This window comes from Sporosarcina sp. 6E9 (genome assembly GCF_017921835.1).
In the GTDB taxonomy this organism is placed as follows: Bacteria; Bacillota; Bacilli; order Bacillales_A; family Planococcaceae; genus Sporosarcina.
Window position 1 is genome coordinate 123,605 of record NZ_JAGEMN010000001.1, and the last position, 15,630, is coordinate 139,234.

Genomic DNA, 15,630 nt, shown 5'->3' on the forward strand with positions numbered 1-15,630 from the left:
TTTTTTAAGACTATTCCATTAACGGATGCAAGAGTATTTTTTCATCCTCCTTCCCATTCATTGAATCTTTTTCTCATTCCAACCGTAATAAAGGTAGAGAGTTTTACTCGAGGAGGGTCATTTTATGTATACACCTATTGAAGAACCATCAAAACGGTTATCGAAAGAAATCATTCCTTCGATGAGATGGGGCGCTTTGATCAGCGTTGCCGTCGAATTTGTCATCGCAGGGATTCTATATGGAGTCAGTATCTATTTTGCATGGCCGGACTGGGTCAACTGGATTCTCCTATTTGTGGCTGTCGTAATTGTAGCCGGCGCTATTTGGTCGATTGGATTACGACCGTTTTTTGTGTTTAAAAACACGCGTTATGAAGTGAGTGAAGAATTTTTGCAATTAAAATCGGGCGCATTCCACGAAGTTTATGAGCTGGTTCCGATGACGAAGATCCAGGCGGTTTCAACGCATCAAGGCCCCATTTTACGGAGATTTAACTTATATTCGATTGCTATCGAAACGATGGGATCCTCTCACGCCATTGCAGGGTTGCCCAAACAAGTAGCGATTGACGTAAGAAACCAGATTGCACATCTGGCGAAAATTCGGGAGGTGGATGAATAATGGAATTTAAACGTTATCATCCATTGACAATCCTTTTTGACATATACGGATTTGTCAAAAACGTGGCTTTTTTCGCATTGATATTATTCGTTTTTAATTATGGTTCGGAATCAATGCTAATCCGTATTGGACGCTGGGCTTTCTTATTCGGGGCCATTTTGACGCTTGTTTCATTACTGATGAAATGGTTCTCTAACCGATATGCTGCGGATGAACAGGCATTTCATTTGAAAGCGGGCATTTTCCAAAAGACGGAACGCATCGTTTATTATGAAAAGGTTCAAAATGTCCAACGACGCACATCGTTTTTACATAAGATTTTCCGTATGACATCGATTTCTTTCCAGACTGGTGCAACCGGGGTGGATGCTAAAGTTGAATTTAAAGCAGTGACACAACAAGAAGCTGATCGATTGGAATTGTTAGTAAAAGAAGCAGGTTCTAAACCAATTGAAGTTCCAGATACGGATGCTCATATAGTGGAAGTGGATAAAGAAGAAGTGCAAAGAGTCATCCATTTCACACCTACACGTATAGATGTCGTTAAAGCGTCTTTCACTTCCCTCAGTTTTTTGTTCCTGATTGTCATTGTCGCATCTGCCTTTTCTAAAATTAGCGCATTATTTGACGTTGAAGAAGCTGTAGAGGGATGGGTCTTATCCTTATTGACCTCTGGGTGGATCATTGCTGGTATTGCAACGGTTTTAATCATCTTGTCTTTCACAATCGGCTATATCCGGACATTCATCACATATGGTAAGTATGAAATCGCCTCGGATGATACACGGATTTACATTTCCAAAGGTGTTTTGGATGAGTCCGCTTTTTCGATACTGAAGAAACGTGTTCAAGGGATTGAAATCTCACAGTCGTTTATGAAACGGCTACTTGGGTTAGCGGAAGTGAAACTGATCAGCGCTGGTAGTCTTGGGAGTGACGAAGATGAAGTGAGTACACTCTATCCTTTCCTGCCGGTAAAACGTGCGTATTCAATGATTGAGGAAATGCTGCCGGACTACGAAGTGAGTACTGATATAAAACAACTTCCACGCAAATCATTATTTGTGAGAATCGTGAAGCCGTATTGGTTCTGGCTCATTGTAACCGCAGCGCTTACGTATTTCCGGAATGACCTATTTGAAAAACCAAATCTATGGTGGATCATTTCGATTAGTTTTCTCGCAGCGCTCGTCCTTGCACGTATCGTAAACTATTGGAACACATCTTATGCAATAACGGACCGTTTCATCCAAGTAAGTGAAGGTACGTTAGGAAAGACCACATACTTGACGCGTCGCGATAAGATCATCGAAGTGTCCGTTAAACGGACGAAATTGCAGCAATGGACAGGACTCGCGACAATCGGGCTCGTCAACCGCGCGCAACCTGTACGACATGAAAGTTTGCCCGATGTGACTGTCGAGGAAGCGAGCCGATTTTACCACTGGTATGTGTTAAGGGCAGAAGAAGTTCAGTTGGAATAAGTACGTAAAGGGACATTTAAAGGCGAAAGGGATGTATGTTTTGTTAAATGTTTTCTTGGGATTAATAATTTTCATATCACTTATTTTTCTGTTTCTCGGGCTAAAGAGAAAGTCCAGATTAACTATATTTTTTGGCGCTATTGCTTTTATTGCGCCCTTACTTTATTTTGGTTTCAGAAATTGGATAATTTTGTTGCCATTAGTTCCCGTAATATCATTTGTAGTTTCGGATTTAATAATTAAAAATAGGAATTCTGCTCAATTATAGCGGGTATTGCTTTAGAAATTCGATTAAACAATCGGGTGCCATTTGTTGCACAAGTTTTATGCTAATAACGGTCCATTTTGCTGAAGAAAAAGAGGGGTTTTTATGATGTTAACGAAAGTAATTACAGTGGAAGAAGACTTGAAAAAGGCATTTGCGATTCGAAAAGAAGTATTTGTCGAGGAACAGGAGATCCCTTTGGAGGATGAGTTTGACGAATTTGACACACTAGATGGGCTTAGCGAGCACATTTTAGTTTATTACAATAATCAACCAGCTGGAACTGGTCGAGTACGTTGGGTTGATAATTTTGGAAAGTTAGAGCGAATTTGTGTTTTAAAGCCTTTCCGTTCATTCGGTCTTGGAAAAGTAATTATAAACACACTTGAAGAAACAACAATAGAAAAAGAATTCACCTATGTCAAGCTACATGGTCAAACACAGGCTGAAGGCTTCTATACAAAGCTGGGCTATACGACTTCATCACCTGTTTTTATGGAAGATGGTATTCCACATGTATTAATGACAAAAAAGTTGCCTGTATAAATACAATTTAATAGCTATATTTATTGAGGGGTAATTCCCTTACCTTTTTACTTTATTCTATTATCGGGTGCGATCGTTTAAAGGTAGTTATGTTAGAATCGGACTTTATTGCAGATGTTTTTGATTGGGAAGGAGGATGGATTTTCAATGTTGTGGGTAATGTCACAGGATAAGCAGAGTCTAATGAACGTAAAAGATGTTACTGTAAAAGGGAAAAGTATAGAAGGTTTTATTGAAAACAGTTTTTTAGATCAATGGAAAAAAACATTGGGAAAATATGAATCTAAGGAAAGAGCATTAGAAATCCTTGGGGAAATTTTCAAGAAGATTGAAGAAAGTAACGGTGTTTATGTGACTTACACGATGCCTATAAAATAAGGATAATCGTTCGTTTTTATAGCACGAGGAGTGAAGTATAGTGTCAAAAGCAAAGCTGTATTTTCTAGGATATTTTCTAGTATTCCCAACAACTTTCGTAATTAGCTCTTTCTTATGGCGATTTATCATTCGGAGTAATGATCTATGGATTGTATTAACAGATTCTTTATCAATCCTAGCTCTATATTATTTTATAGTGAGCCTTATCTTTGTATTTCGTATGAAATAATACATTGTACTGGACTTGGGTGCAGTTTTGGAAAATGAACTGATCCTGAAACCGACAAAATTAAGGAATAATAATTTGCCCAAATCAAATAAAGGGATGTGGTTAAAATTCAATTGACAGAAATAAGTTCAATATTGATTATGCTTCTACTATTAGGTTGGACCATCAGTTTAATGCGTGAAAATAGTCGTCTAAAAAAAGAAAATACTAGACTTTTGAGAAAGACTGGTGAATATGAAGATATGAAAGCTGACGCGAAGGAGATATTAAAGAACAATCCAGAAATAAAGACTATTAAATCGTTAAGAGAAAAGTATGGTTTATCTCTAATAGACGCAAAAGAAATTGTTGATTCAGTGAAAGAATAATGATGTTCGCAATATGAGGGTACGATTCTTCAAGAAGAATGGTGCCCTTTTTCAGTAATAGGCCAATTTTTTTAGAAGGAGAAAATATGAAGAGACACTGCTGTGAAGATATGGATTACCATGCAAATTTCAAATGTGATATGCATAGTGACCCATTTGAATGTCCTGATAAAATCTTAATTTTTGACAATAAATATAATGACTATGGGTTGATAATTCATGATGGTGGTTCATCAACCATAGCGATTGAATTCTGTCCTTGGTGCAGTTCGAAATTATAACTTGCTGATCAAATGACGTACCGATTAATCGTACAATGCTTTGCTAGAATCGGGTGCGATTGTTGCACAAATTTTAAGCCATTAACGGGCCATTTAATTGAATGAAACCTATAGGGCATTTATCTGTATAAAATTTAAGGGTGAAAAAGCAAAGTAATATAGTTATTGGATGTAATCGTAGAATAAGCCATTTTTCTATAACCGGACAAAGACTGATAAAGGAGTGACGGAATGAAGAAGGTATTTGAAGCTATCTATAACGGTCATCGAATACAAGTTGAGAATAGATGGTTTACAGGCGAGAAGTTGTATGTAGATGGAGAATTGCAAGATGAAAATTTAGGCTTAGCATTTAGAGGGACTTTAAATGGGCGTATTAGGAAAAAAGAAAATGAATCAAAGAGCATAAAAGTGACTCTAGGAGGATTTTTTAGTATCCACTGTAAAGTCTTTGTTGATAATGTATTGGTTTACTCGTCTCAAATTAAAACAAGTGATTAAATACTACCAAACTAATTGGGTATGAGTCAGGTTGAAATAATACAACAACTCTCAGCAATCGGGTGCGATTGTTGCACAAATTTAGTGCCATTATACGAACGGGCCATTTTGCTGCATATAAACTGTTGCTTTCCATTCCGGCGCACGCTTTCCGGAGGGCGTGGCTTGAGCCAAGTGAACAGCGAAGTGTTCGCTTTGCCGTATTTCTGTGGTTTTGCAGAAATTAAGGCAGCCTTTATATTCCTTCGCTGCGCTCCGTCCAGGGTCTCAAGGCTCACGCTGATCCTCCCGGAGTCGGCGCCTGCACTTCAAGCAACGGAGTGTATTAAGTATAAAGTGTCTATTCAACAATCGGGCTAGTTTGTTTAAGGATATATGTTGAAGATTTGGTAGTGGGAGCAAATTCGGATATAAATTATTAAAAAGGAGCCAGTCCAATGGATAGTACAATAAAAAAACTATTTGAAAACCTTATAGATGATGATAAGGACGTACAATACGAAGCATTTATGAATTTGTTGGATATTACGAATGAGAAAGTAAACTGGGCTTATGAGGTTTGGGATCAATTATTGAAGGACTTAACAGAAGGCGATAACCATCAGAGATCAAGAGCTGCACAATTCCTTTGCAATTTGGCGAAAAGCGATCCGGAAAAAAGAATTTTAAGGGATTTTTCAACGGTTTGGGCTGTGACAAAAGACAAGAAATTTGTAACGGCAAGACATAGTCTGAAATCCATTTGGAAAATTGCCATAGCTGGTTCTCAGCAAAAAAAGTTGGTTTTAAACAATCTCACAGACAGATTCATAACTGGAACTGATGAAAAAAACTACACTTTAATTCGTTTTGATATTATTGAAAGCCTTAAGAAGCTTTATGATGAAATAAAAGACGAGCAAGTTAAGGAACTTGCATTGGATTTGATTGAAAAAGAAGAGGATACAAAATACAAAAGGAAATATGCGTCAGTATGGAAATAATTCGTGTCAACTAATTTCACTTGATTGAGCACTGCATAGTAGAATTGTGCTTTTAATAACAACAAGCAAGAGTGGTTTTGAATGGTGATTGGAAATTGCATCCAATTAGTGTTATTCACCAATTGGGAGCGATTCTTGAAGCTCAAAAATTAGACGAAAGGGTATCCCATTCAATATGTGTAGCACAAGATAATAAAAAAACAGAATAGTTAATATAAATGGGTTCGGTTGCTGAAACTTGAAAAGTAAGATTCTAGGGAGGAGGTGTAAAAAAATGAACAAAGATGAATCGTATAACTGCTACGTTGTTAATAATGCGGCGGAATTACTTTCTTCCTTGGGAGAAAAAGGAATCGTATATATTGATTCCAAAACATTTCAAAGATGAATTCTTAAAAAACACGCAAATACCTTTGACGGAAACTGAGCAAATTGGATTCGAATTAGGTTTGCGTGGTAAGGCAAACCTGTTAAGCAGTCCTATATTTCATTTAATAAACTGGCTTAGTAAAGATACTAAACAACAGAAGAAGATAGACAGTAGAATCCGAAAATATACACTTAAAAAGCAAGATAAGGATCTACTTTTGTATCTAAGTCAATTAGACTATTAAACAATACGAATGGGTGCAATTGCTACATTAGTGATCGTACTTGTATCGCAATAGGGCCAGATAGTATCACGAGTAAGGGGGGAATCATTATGCAATTGAACGAACACCCCTGGCGTTTAGCCGTCGGAGGTTGGGTAGTGTTTGTTGCAACAGCTATTTTGTACTTTTTATTTGATTATAATATATATTCAGTACTTGGATTTTTAACCGTAGCAATAATTTTAACGATTGTGAATGCTATTTATGTACTTTACACAAAGAGGAAATCAAAAGAAGAATAATTTTAGCCATTATTGATACTTAGCTTATACAAACATTGACAATACAGTATTTTAAGCAATCGTGTGCGACTCTAGGACACCGCTGTACCAGAATCCGACCATAGTGAGGAAGTGAGTGGTAATAGCATGGAGCAAAATAACATTGAAAATAATATTTTTAAACGGAGTGGCATGTTTCGATTAATTATTGTATTGATGGCCATTTCAAATGTGATTTATGTGGCAATTGAAATTTATAAATCTAAAATCAGTAAGCCGTTATTAGGTAAACCTGAAATAACCAAACTTGAGTATTCCGAACTTGTAAATTTGTCTAATTACAGTTCAACTTTTGAGGTTATATTTATTATTTTAGCAATTGTCAGTGCCGCTTTAGTATTTACTGGCAAGTATAAACCACTCTTAAAAAGCTATATTGTCATACAACTAACATTTTTAATATCTATTTATTCGGTAAACCTTATTCTTGCTTGGATCTTGGATGCGCCTTCAGGAAATATGACACAGCTGCTTATAGGTCCTTTTATATTCACATTTGTGATACTAATTTATTTTGTTATAAAAAATAGTTATCAAATACTTATAGCTAAACGAATGTAAGTTAAAGCAATAATCGGGTGCAATTGGAACACAAACTTTCTGCCATCAACGAACCATAGAAAGGAAAAGGTGAGCGTCAATGATTCGCTATGTGGAAATATTTAAAGAGATTGTCGATGTCGTACACCATGACTACGCAGGATATGATGAAAAACGAGGCTGGGATGATCCTGCACATTATCTTGAAGAAATTGAGAGATTGATATCCGCACAGCAAATCACACCGCATGTTTTTACGGACCTCATCAGCGAATATCTCATGGATTTTCAAGATGAGCATATGTATTTCAATCTGAAAGGGTCGGATGACGTAAAGGCAAGCACTCGCGGTTTCCGGACAAGAAGATATGAGGATGACCTCTATGTCGTGGAGACTCGCGAGGAGGACAGGTTTCCAGCCGGCTCAAAGATCGTTTCGATTGATGAACAGGAAATCGGCAAAATCATCACTTCGGATCGAAGCTTCTTGCGAGAGACAAGTGCAGAACGCGAGGATTGGACACATCATCTCCATAAATCATCATCCATTAAAATAGAGGAGAACGGAGAACTGTTAACGTTCGATTTGAAAGAATACGAACCCGCCTCCAAAAAGTTAGCACCCTCTATGGAAGTAGTTGATGAGGAGACATTAAGGATCACTTTACCAAGCTTCGTCAACGTTGACGTAACTATGGACTTTGTGAAGAAACATGAAGAGAAGCTGAAAGTATGTACAAATCTGATCATCGACGTACGCAGGAATCATGGAGGAAACGGGAAATCTATTTCGAACTTATTGCCGTACGTTTTCCCGCCAGATGAACACCCGAGTACGGACGGTGAGTTGAAGGAGTTTAATTATACCGACCTAAACTCGGAGCTGTTAATCCAGCTCTGCCAGCAGCTAAGAAAAGACATCACTGATGAAGAGACACTGAAATTCTTTGACTCGATTGAAGAGAAATGTGAAAAGTATCGCGGTCAAGGTTTTGTGACAATGGACTTTTCAGATGAAATGGAGGCGGAAGCCTTAAAGTTTGAAGGTACTGTATTCCCTAAGAATGTGATCGTGATGACGGATGTCTATTGCGCAAGTGCCGCCGAATACTTTGTGGCAATCTGCATGGAGTCGTCCAAAACCACCGTAATCGGACGCGCGACAATGGGCGTCAATGACTACAGCGATTTAATTATAAAAGAATGGGATGACTCGTACGCACTCTACTACCCGATGTCTCGCCGTATCCATAAGACGTTGAACGACCCGTTGCACGGAAAAGGGATCCGACCTGATCATTATATCCCTTGGACACCTAAGCATATAGATGAGGATTTGGATCTTTTTTATGCAATAGAGATGTTAGGAGAAAGCCAGATAGCAGAAGGATGATTTGCAGGCGTTTCTAAGTGGATTTGGCGCGGGGTTCTTGGTTTTTACAACACTATGGTGATGTTTATAGGTGGAATGGCAATACGAGGAATTACTTTCACTTTTGGCCCGCAGTACGGCTTAATTTCCGTTATAACACTCGTTTTTTACGTAGTGACCATATTACTTTTGATAAAGAAAAAGAAGATAATCCTTGGCCTTTTTACGTAGGTATAATACCTTCATTGATCGGCTTAATTATGTTTATTAATGGGGCATTACATGAGCTGATAATTTAATATCTATTTTCCGATGGGCTTCTATCTCATAGGTCATCACCAAGTGTATAGTTTAAACTTTTTACGTTTAAATTTAGCGCTAAGTATATTCTGGAATGGGGAAATTTTGGAGCGCAACCTGATTTAGTGGGGAGGTAGTGGATTCAGATATGGAGGAAGAATATCGGAATAACAAGAAGAAGTTTAACGAAAAAAAGTTAATGATGAGAGAAGCAGGCTTTGCAGTAATAGTAATAATACTTTTTCTTCAATACTTTAAACTAGCTGCTTACTTGTCAAATGAATATTTTTTCGAAAGTTATTTTATGAGTTATCTGGTTTTGTTTTTAGGTATTCCATTATGTTACTATGTAGCGAAATATTTAGTTAGGGTAATTAAGGAAATAATTTGAACAAAAAGCAAGTCTTACTTCCGGTAACGGGTGCGTTGAATACGGAAACGTAAAATACAAAAATATAATACAGTGGGGTGCGATTGCTTCACAAGTAATCGCCTCAATACCGCAATATGGCCACTTTGCTGCATATAACTGTTGCATTCCGTTCCGGAGCACGCTTTCCGGAGGGCGTGGCTTGAGCGCTTCCTTCGCTGCGCTCCGTCGAGGGTCTCAAGGCTCACGCTGATCCTCTCGGAGTCGGCGCCTGCACTTCAAGCAACAGAGTGTATTAAGTATAAAGTCAAGGTGAAAAAACTAAAAGGGGTGTATAAAATGAATAAAAAGGTTTTTTTGCCACTTGTCTTAATTGTACTTTTAATTGGGGGACTAATTTATTATTTCTTAGCAGTTTCTCAATACGAACCCTCGCAGGAGTTATATGAATTCCCGATCCCGAAAAACGCTGAACTCATTCAAAAAAGTTCTTATGGTATAAGTTATGATTGGTCCTTAGCATCTGAAGAACACGGAATTCCATATGGATATAAATGGGCAATTAAAGCGAATGGATGGAAAGAGGGGGAAAGAGAAGGTGCTTCAGTTCATTATACGAAAGGGAATAGAAAAATAGATTTGATTTCATCTACGAAACATTTGAATATACTTAAAGTGAAATGATTAGTTAATTTACCAAACGGGTGCGATTGTTGCACAAGTTTCATGCCATTACGGGCCATTTTCGTTTAGTTGAAGAATAAAATGGGGGCTTTTATGTCGCATTTGACACAAATTGCGACGGTAACGAAAGGGGTAAAAAGAAAATGAACGATACAAGTAAATCAGTAGCTAAAACGGGTATTACATTCGGTTCAGCGTTGGCAATCGCAATATCTTGGAGTTTACACAAATCAATTTTATGGGCATGTATTCATGGTTTTTTTAGTTGGTTTTATGTAATCTATTATGCTTTTACAAGATAAACTTGATGCACATTTCGAACATAATGTGTAGTAGGTATTTATTCAAGAAACCGGTACTTTAGCTGAATAAAAGTTGTGCAAGAATATGGACCATTGAATTAGACGAGTAAGTATAAGTAAGTAGGCTCAATAAAGCAGGGGGGAGATTGTATGTTGCATAGTTTGATGCAAGAATTAGGCTATTTATATTATGAAACTTGGTTTATCTGGCCTTTTGTATTTGTTATTTCATTGGTTCTTGCGATTTACTCCTTAGTAAAAGATGATAAAATGTCATTAAAACATACCATCTTTGCCTCCATATCCCTTTTAATAATTCTCGCCGGAGTAACTGCTCCTATATATGCTTAGTCACTAACGGATGCTTTTATTAAATAGGATGAGAAAAAAAGCCGTATTGGAAGGGGGAAATTGAAATGCTTTTCGTATATTCATTTCTTGGATTTTTTATGATTTACTTCACTATTTTTGCAATACGAGCGATTATTGACGAAAAACATAAACATTATTTTATGATCTACACCATTCTTGCATCTATATGTGGTGGGGGAGCACTTTTTTTCGTATTGTTAGGTGCATTAGGATAACTCAACTAACGGGTGCGATTGTTGTACAGATCATATGCTATTAACAGGCCATTTTGTATTAGAAGGATTATGTTTGAACAAGGTTCATTGATGTGGTGACAATGAAATATCTTTTAAAGAAGTCAGTTTAGACAAAGCAAATAAAAATGTAAAAGAATTTACTGAGTATATTGCAACTACTGAAGATGATGAAGGAAATGGTATTTATATGTTCAATGATTCGGCAAAAGTTAGCTATCTGTACCTAACCCAAGATTTTTTGGAGAGTAAAAAACAATTCGGAGATTTGAATCTGAAACTTGATGGGAATTCACTGAATATTCATTCGACCGAAGCCTCTGATGTTAAGGATTTAAACGATAAATATAAATTATATATATAAATGGTGAGGAAACATATTTTCAACTAGTAGGTGCATAAAAGTTGATAGAAAATCTGAAATCTAGCATAAAGATTGGCTCATACTCAATTAACGGGTGCGGTTGTTGCACAAATATAATGCGAGGCTAATGAGTTGAAGAATCACTTAGCTTCTTCTGCTAAAGGGGCAGTAGCGTATAGAGGAAGAAGATGACTTAATTTATGGGTGAGTTTATGAAAAAGATAATTATAACTTTTGTTCTTGTAATATTAGTCGTTGTTATTCTAGTGAATTTAGATACATTGTACCTAAAGTTACAAGAAAGTAATGTGAGTAATGAAGATTACTACGTCAGTGAAATAAATGCTGAAAGAGATAGAAAAGGGCAAAGTATGTTAGAAATAACTGACCTTAACTTTTATACACAATACTCCGGAAAAAATATTTATTTAACACAAGTCTATGTTGAAGATAAACTTGAAATGATTTTTTTAACCAGAGCCTCGAAAAACGGTTTCCTGGACTGGGAATATCACACACTCCCATTTACCACCACAGAAAACATTATTGGAGATTCGTTGGACGATTGGGTCTTAAACTAACGTGCGCGATTATTAAATAGATCGCCTTAAGGCGATAGGAATGAGCTAAAAGCAACAGGAGGTAGGTAATTGTTTAAACGTAAGTTGTATTATTCTAATTGTAATCGTGAAGTTCAACCAGTAGAAGTAATATATGCAAAAATGAGAGTGCCACAATATGCAGGGATGGTAGAAATTAAAGCATATTTGAAAAACGAGAGCAAAATCCTTTGTTAGATTGTTCTAAACAAAAAGTGTGAACAAAGGCAAGTTATCGGCTGCGATTATAGCATACCGTTTTGCCACGATCGGTCCATTTAGGAGAGGAGAATTTTCTTGATTGAGTTGTTAAAAAACATTTATCAGTTATCAGGTGTTGTCCTGCTCATATGTGGCATTTACTACTATTTTCATTTCAAGAAGATTAAGAAGAACAGGAAATTAACTAGAGTTGAACTCTCCATTTACATCATAACTAGAGTTGCATTTTTCCTATGTGCAGGTAGTTTTCTACTGCTGTTTTTGGATAGAAACTTTGGATGAAAATTATAAAGCAATCGGGCCAAATTGGGGGAGAGAAGTTGAAGAAAAAGTATTTGATTTTAATTAGTTCAATTACGTTAATCTTAATACTATTTGGTTGCTCAACAAAAAAGGAACAATTTAATGATGGAAATATTGTTTTCAATGTTGTTGATACTCAATCTACCAATGAGTTCCAAACTTATAGGATAGAAATATCAAACACAACTGGATTTGATTTAACCCATCTTAGTTTCAATTTAAGTTACCCAATAAAAACGTCAAATGGCTCAAAAGATAATCCTTTTGTAGTTGAAGGAACAGTAGATAATTCAGCAGAATCAGTAAACCTTAAATCAGGAGAAACAACAACGTTTTCAGTATATGCTCCTATAAGTGAGGTTTTTTCTGATACCAATTCACTCGATTTTGAGAACCCGAGTGTTAAATTGAAAGGTTATTTTAAAAAAGGAGATACCGAAATTCCATTTGGCGTGTCTGGTGGTTTAAATGTTCTCATTGATAATTAAATAAATCAGGATAGGGTACTTTAATCGTACAGTGTTGTACCAGAATCGGGTGCTTTACTTCTATTAGAGGCTATGCCCCTTTTTTTTATTCGATTAACGGTGAAGTTTTCTTCAATAAGGACAAATAGTCTTTCCAATGATATACAGTAAAAAATCGAGAATGGAGAAATAATTTGTGAGGAGGAATAAAAAGGGTGATTCTAATGAGTAGATTTTTTCTTTTATTCTTAACATCAATAATTCTTATTGGGTGTACTCAAATTACTAAGAATGAAGCGAGCTCAATGTATTTAGATGGAATTATTATTGTTGATGATAAAGAGTATAATTTGATACACGGATATTATGCATACAAAGATGAAAAAATAGAAATTAATAAATTAGACCCTTTCTCCCCGATGGAAGCAGCAGACGAATTCGAAACTTTAGCAGTTGCAAAAAATAGTAAAATAGAAATTGTACTTGAAGATAAAACAACTAATTTAACTGTTCATAAATGGAATGAGAATGGTGGAGTTGAAGAAGTTCTATTAGAAGATAATGTATTAACAGTTCCCGAGGAAGAAGGCTATTATGTATTTGAAGTAGTCGGAAAATGGAAAAATGGTGAAACAACCTTGGTATTTGATCTTGATGTTAAATAGAGGTTTTGTATTACATTTAAACTAACAGGTGCTTTAGCTGAATAAAAGTTGTGCAAGAATCGGGCCATATGGGGGAAATTCACAAATGGGAAAAAGAAGAAAAAGCAAAGACAATCATGTCGTTTTAGATATAGCTGTGGAGATAGTGCTAAACGTTGTGCTTTACATTCCTAGGTTAATTATAAGCTTAATTAGATGGCTATCCTGAAGGTCAAATTGCAACTAATGGGTGCGTTAAACGAATAAGGAATCGTATAACAATCTGGTTTATGATACATAAGAAAAACAATTTTATTAGACTGAAGTGGCAAAGGGGAGTGTCTATTGAGGAAGTTACTAATAGTGCTAGCACTACTTTTTATTATTGGGTTTATTTACATTCTAATTTTCAACCCTAAGAAACAACCTCAAGAATCACCGGAAATAGTGTCTAAATTACAGGATAATGGTTTTGTTGATGGAAAAAGAGAATTTATTTTTAGTGTTGAGAATGTAGACAAAAATGAAATTGAGTTCCAATACTTAACCGCTCTAGAATATAATTACTCATTGGAATATTTGAATGGCCAGGATTTAGACACTTTTAATGGAACAACAGAACATATTGATTTGCAAGAAGAAAATGAAGAGGCTAGAAAGTTATTATTAAAACCAAATGAGCGAATTGAATATAGGTTGCATTTAAGTGGTTATCCCGCAGGTGAATATGAAATGACTATATCCCCAGCGGTCTATGAATATGACTTCGGTCTTCAAAGGATAGAATTTAGTATTAAATAGGGAATGAAGAGTATTAAATTAACGTGGGAAGTTGTTGAATAAATAAGCTTGGCGTGAAATGGTATGCTGTTCCAATCATTTCAGACATGCTTCTGGAAATAGGTGGCATTGAGTATCCGATGGCTCCATTTAATGGTTGGTATATGGGAACTGAAATTGGTGCGAGAAAATTAGCAGATCAAGACCGCTATAATTTGTTGCCGAAAGTCGCTGAAATAATGGAATTAGATACTAAATTAAACAGTTCACTGTGGATAGACAAAGCTTTAGTGGAATTAAATATCGCAGTAATCCATTCTTACCAACAAGCTCAGGTAACGCTCGTAGACCATCATACAGCTGCAAAACAATTTAAAGCTTTTGAAGAAAATGAAAGGAAAAGTGGTCGACCGCTTATAGGTAATTGGGTATGGCTTATTCCACCGATATCACCTGCATCAACTGACATTTTCCATAAACCGTATAACAATGAGATTGTAACGCCTAATTATTTTATTCAAGCTGCTCCTTCAGAAAACTAATAGTAAATTAGGGCGATTATTAGTGGAGTCTAATATACTGGGTGCTCTTTCAATTTTAACAGAGGTGGAAGACTCCTTAGTAATTATTGATATTGTGTTGGGTCGAACTCTAACTTATAAAAAGGGGTGTGAAAATGGATTCGTTACTCTGGATAACTGTTAGTTTCATCGTAATCGGATTTGTTGCTCTCTTTTCTATGAAAAAAGGTATGGAAAGGAAGCTTGCTTTAATAAAAGAAAACGAGATAAGTATGGAGAGTGAACAGATTTCACCTAAACCTATTATTCGGTGGATATGGGGATCCTTTCTTTGGGGAATCGTAAGCATCATTTTAATCGTATGGTCTTTTTCTGTTTATACGTAAAATAGAACTGTTGGACTCTGAAACATTCGACGATAGAGGGGGGCTTAATGATTTGAGATGGATCTTTGCTATACCATTTATTATATTAGGGGCTTTTTTATTTTCATTAACCATTGATGGTTTGGGAATTGTAGGGTATATAATTATGAAATCTATAGGGGTTGGATGTTTTTTCTTTGCTGGTCTTATTGTCAAAGACAAGAAAAAAAAAGACGACCATCTTAAACCATGGGGAGCAATTGCTGTATAAGTGATCGTACTTGTATCGCAAGCGACCCATTTTATTTGGATAGAAGAGGGGGAGACGGATAATGAAAAATTTACTTAGAACTACCCAAGTTCTCTTGGTACTATTGTTTATCGCGATTATTATGGTTAGCTCTTATTCTTCAACGGCAGTCAACATATTAGGAATTATCGGGATAGTAGTTTCTCTAGTGTATATACTTTTATATAAAAAAGTTAAAAGAGATTACGCTCAAGATTAATTCTTTAATGGGTGCGATTGCTTCACAAGTAATCGTCTCAATACCGCAATAGGGCCAGATTGTTAGGCATAAATTAAAGAATGGAATTGAAT

The 15,630-nt window shown here is 36.1% G+C and carries 24 protein-coding genes and 1 pseudogene; all 25 read left to right on the forward strand.

Annotated features, from left to right (window positions below):
- Window positions 1–124: 124 nt before the first annotated feature.
- Window positions 125–622 carry a PH domain-containing protein gene (locus J4G36_RS00745; RefSeq protein ID WP_210467920.1) on the forward strand — a complete coding sequence of 166 codons (498 nt, stop codon included), beginning with the start codon at window positions 125–127 and terminating at the stop codon, window positions 620–622.
- Window positions 622–2,106 (forward strand): PH domain-containing protein, encoded by a 1,485-nt coding sequence (locus J4G36_RS00750; protein ID WP_210467921.1) that lies wholly within the window; start codon window positions 622–624, stop codon window positions 2,104–2,106. The genes J4G36_RS00745 and J4G36_RS00750 overlap by 1 nt, the downstream gene beginning before the upstream one ends.
- 373 nt (window positions 2,107–2,479) lie before the next feature.
- Window positions 2,480–2,917: a GNAT family N-acetyltransferase gene (locus J4G36_RS00755; protein ID WP_210470366.1), complete on the forward strand. Its 438-nt coding sequence runs from the start codon at window positions 2,480–2,482 to the stop codon at window positions 2,915–2,917.
- Between the two features lie 147 nt (window positions 2,918–3,064).
- Window positions 3,065–3,295: a hypothetical protein gene (locus J4G36_RS00760; protein WP_210467922.1), complete on the forward strand. Its 231-nt coding sequence runs from the start codon at window positions 3,065–3,067 to the stop codon at window positions 3,293–3,295.
- A 444-nt stretch (window positions 3,296–3,739) separates the two neighbouring features.
- A complete protein-coding gene (locus tag J4G36_RS00765; protein ID WP_210467923.1) occupies window positions 3,740–3,892 on the forward strand; it encodes a hypothetical protein in 153 nt (50 codons plus the stop codon).
- A gap of 86 nt (window positions 3,893–3,978) precedes the next feature.
- Window positions 3,979–4,173 (forward strand): DUF6980 family protein, encoded by a 195-nt coding sequence (locus J4G36_RS18910; protein ID WP_483315875.1) that lies wholly within the window; start codon window positions 3,979–3,981, stop codon window positions 4,171–4,173.
- 231 nt (window positions 4,174–4,404) lie between these two features.
- Entirely contained in the window at window positions 4,405–4,674 is a 270-nt protein-coding gene (locus tag J4G36_RS00770; protein WP_210467924.1) for a hypothetical protein, read from the forward strand.
- Between the two features lie 437 nt (window positions 4,675–5,111).
- Window positions 5,112–5,657, forward strand: a complete 546-nt coding sequence (locus tag J4G36_RS00775) for a hypothetical protein (protein WP_210467925.1) — start codon at window positions 5,112–5,114, stop codon at window positions 5,655–5,657.
- 703 nt (window positions 5,658–6,360) lie between these two features.
- A complete protein-coding gene (locus J4G36_RS00780; RefSeq protein ID WP_210467926.1) occupies window positions 6,361–6,552 on the forward strand; it encodes a hypothetical protein in 192 nt (63 codons plus the stop codon).
- Between the two features lie 126 nt (window positions 6,553–6,678).
- Window positions 6,679–7,152 carry a hypothetical protein gene (locus J4G36_RS00785; protein ID WP_210467927.1) on the forward strand — a complete coding sequence of 158 codons (474 nt, stop codon included), beginning with the start codon at window positions 6,679–6,681 and terminating at the stop codon, window positions 7,150–7,152.
- 79 nt (window positions 7,153–7,231) lie between these two features.
- Window positions 7,232–8,524: a S41 family peptidase gene (locus J4G36_RS00790; RefSeq protein ID WP_210467928.1), complete on the forward strand. Its 1,293-nt coding sequence runs from the start codon at window positions 7,232–7,234 to the stop codon at window positions 8,522–8,524.
- Between the two features lie 415 nt (window positions 8,525–8,939).
- Window positions 8,940–9,194, forward strand: a complete 255-nt coding sequence (locus J4G36_RS00795; protein ID WP_210467929.1) for a hypothetical protein — start codon at window positions 8,940–8,942, stop codon at window positions 9,192–9,194.
- Between the two features lie 318 nt (window positions 9,195–9,512).
- The gene (locus tag J4G36_RS00800) at window positions 9,513–9,857 is read left to right on the forward strand and encodes a hypothetical protein (RefSeq protein WP_210467930.1); all 345 of its coding nucleotides are present in this window, start codon (window positions 9,513–9,515) and stop codon (window positions 9,855–9,857) included.
- Window positions 9,858–10,000: 143 nt separating this feature from the next.
- Entirely contained in the window at window positions 10,001–10,159 is a 159-nt protein-coding gene (locus J4G36_RS00805) for a hypothetical protein (RefSeq protein WP_210467931.1), read from the forward strand.
- A 150-nt stretch (window positions 10,160–10,309) separates the two neighbouring features.
- Window positions 10,310–10,510, forward strand: a complete 201-nt coding sequence (locus tag J4G36_RS00810; protein WP_210467932.1) for a hypothetical protein — start codon at window positions 10,310–10,312, stop codon at window positions 10,508–10,510.
- A 65-nt stretch (window positions 10,511–10,575) separates the two neighbouring features.
- A complete protein-coding gene (locus J4G36_RS00815; protein WP_210467933.1) occupies window positions 10,576–10,746 on the forward strand; it encodes a hypothetical protein in 171 nt (56 codons plus the stop codon).
- Window positions 10,747–11,340: 594 nt separating this feature from the next.
- A complete protein-coding gene (locus J4G36_RS00820; protein ID WP_210467934.1) occupies window positions 11,341–11,709 on the forward strand; it encodes a hypothetical protein in 369 nt (122 codons plus the stop codon).
- Window positions 11,710–11,778: 69 nt separating this feature from the next.
- Entirely contained in the window at window positions 11,779–11,925 is a 147-nt protein-coding gene (locus J4G36_RS00825; protein ID WP_210467935.1) for a Fe3+ hydroxamate ABC transporter substrate-binding protein, read from the forward strand.
- A 344-nt stretch (window positions 11,926–12,269) separates the two neighbouring features.
- Window positions 12,270–12,740, forward strand: coding sequence for a hypothetical protein (locus tag J4G36_RS00830; protein WP_210467936.1), 471 nt, complete (start codon window positions 12,270–12,272; stop codon window positions 12,738–12,740).
- A gap of 284 nt (window positions 12,741–13,024) precedes the next feature.
- Entirely contained in the window at window positions 13,025–13,384 is a 360-nt protein-coding gene (locus tag J4G36_RS00835; protein WP_210467937.1) for a hypothetical protein, read from the forward strand.
- 324 nt (window positions 13,385–13,708) lie between these two features.
- A complete protein-coding gene (locus J4G36_RS00840; RefSeq protein WP_210467938.1) occupies window positions 13,709–14,164 on the forward strand; it encodes a hypothetical protein in 456 nt (151 codons plus the stop codon).
- 38 nt (window positions 14,165–14,202) lie between these two features.
- Window positions 14,203–14,685, forward strand: a pseudogene (locus J4G36_RS00845) (nitric oxide synthase oxygenase); the annotation flags it as partial.
- Window positions 14,686–14,819: 134 nt separating this feature from the next.
- Window positions 14,820–15,050 (forward strand): hypothetical protein, encoded by a 231-nt coding sequence (locus J4G36_RS00850; protein WP_210467939.1) that lies wholly within the window; start codon window positions 14,820–14,822, stop codon window positions 15,048–15,050.
- 52 nt (window positions 15,051–15,102) lie between these two features.
- A complete protein-coding gene (locus J4G36_RS00855; RefSeq protein ID WP_210467940.1) occupies window positions 15,103–15,300 on the forward strand; it encodes a hypothetical protein in 198 nt (65 codons plus the stop codon).
- A 61-nt stretch (window positions 15,301–15,361) separates the two neighbouring features.
- Window positions 15,362–15,538, forward strand: a complete 177-nt coding sequence (locus J4G36_RS00860) for a hypothetical protein (RefSeq protein ID WP_210467941.1) — start codon at window positions 15,362–15,364, stop codon at window positions 15,536–15,538.
- The last annotated feature ends 92 nt before the right edge of the window (window positions 15,539–15,630 follow it).

Coding starts and splice junctions, on each gene's coding strand:
- J4G36_RS00785 (WP_210467927.1), top strand. CDS start 6,679: ATGGAGCAAAATAACATTGAAAATAATATTTTTAAACGGAGTGGCATG.
- J4G36_RS00755 (WP_210470366.1), top strand. CDS start 2,480: ATGTTAACGAAAGTAATTACAGTGGAAGAAGACTTGAAAAAGGCATTT.
- J4G36_RS18910 (WP_483315875.1), top strand. CDS start 3,979: ATGAAGAGACACTGCTGTGAAGATATGGATTACCATGCAAATTTCAAA.
- J4G36_RS00860 (WP_210467941.1), top strand. CDS start 15,362: ATGAAAAATTTACTTAGAACTACCCAAGTTCTCTTGGTACTATTGTTT.
- J4G36_RS00770 (WP_210467924.1), top strand. CDS start 4,405: ATGAAGAAGGTATTTGAAGCTATCTATAACGGTCATCGAATACAAGTT.
- J4G36_RS00850 (WP_210467939.1), top strand. CDS start 14,820: ATGGATTCGTTACTCTGGATAACTGTTAGTTTCATCGTAATCGGATTT.
- J4G36_RS00805 (WP_210467931.1), top strand. CDS start 10,001: ATGAACGATACAAGTAAATCAGTAGCTAAAACGGGTATTACATTCGGT.
- J4G36_RS00815 (WP_210467933.1), top strand. CDS start 10,576: ATGCTTTTCGTATATTCATTTCTTGGATTTTTTATGATTTACTTCACT.
- J4G36_RS00760 (WP_210467922.1), top strand. CDS start 3,065: ATGTTGTGGGTAATGTCACAGGATAAGCAGAGTCTAATGAACGTAAAA.
- J4G36_RS00800 (WP_210467930.1), top strand. CDS start 9,513: ATGAATAAAAAGGTTTTTTTGCCACTTGTCTTAATTGTACTTTTAATT.
- J4G36_RS00790 (WP_210467928.1), top strand. CDS start 7,232: ATGATTCGCTATGTGGAAATATTTAAAGAGATTGTCGATGTCGTACAC.
- J4G36_RS00780 (WP_210467926.1), top strand. CDS start 6,361: ATGCAATTGAACGAACACCCCTGGCGTTTAGCCGTCGGAGGTTGGGTA.
- J4G36_RS00810 (WP_210467932.1), top strand. CDS start 10,310: ATGTTGCATAGTTTGATGCAAGAATTAGGCTATTTATATTATGAAACT.
- J4G36_RS00820 (WP_210467934.1), top strand. CDS start 11,341: ATGAAAAAGATAATTATAACTTTTGTTCTTGTAATATTAGTCGTTGTT.
- J4G36_RS00835 (WP_210467937.1), top strand. CDS start 13,025: ATGTATTTAGATGGAATTATTATTGTTGATGATAAAGAGTATAATTTG.
- J4G36_RS00745 (WP_210467920.1), top strand. CDS start 125: ATGTATACACCTATTGAAGAACCATCAAAACGGTTATCGAAAGAAATC.
- J4G36_RS00775 (WP_210467925.1), top strand. CDS start 5,112: ATGGATAGTACAATAAAAAAACTATTTGAAAACCTTATAGATGATGAT.
- J4G36_RS00750 (WP_210467921.1), top strand. CDS start 622: ATGGAATTTAAACGTTATCATCCATTGACAATCCTTTTTGACATATAC.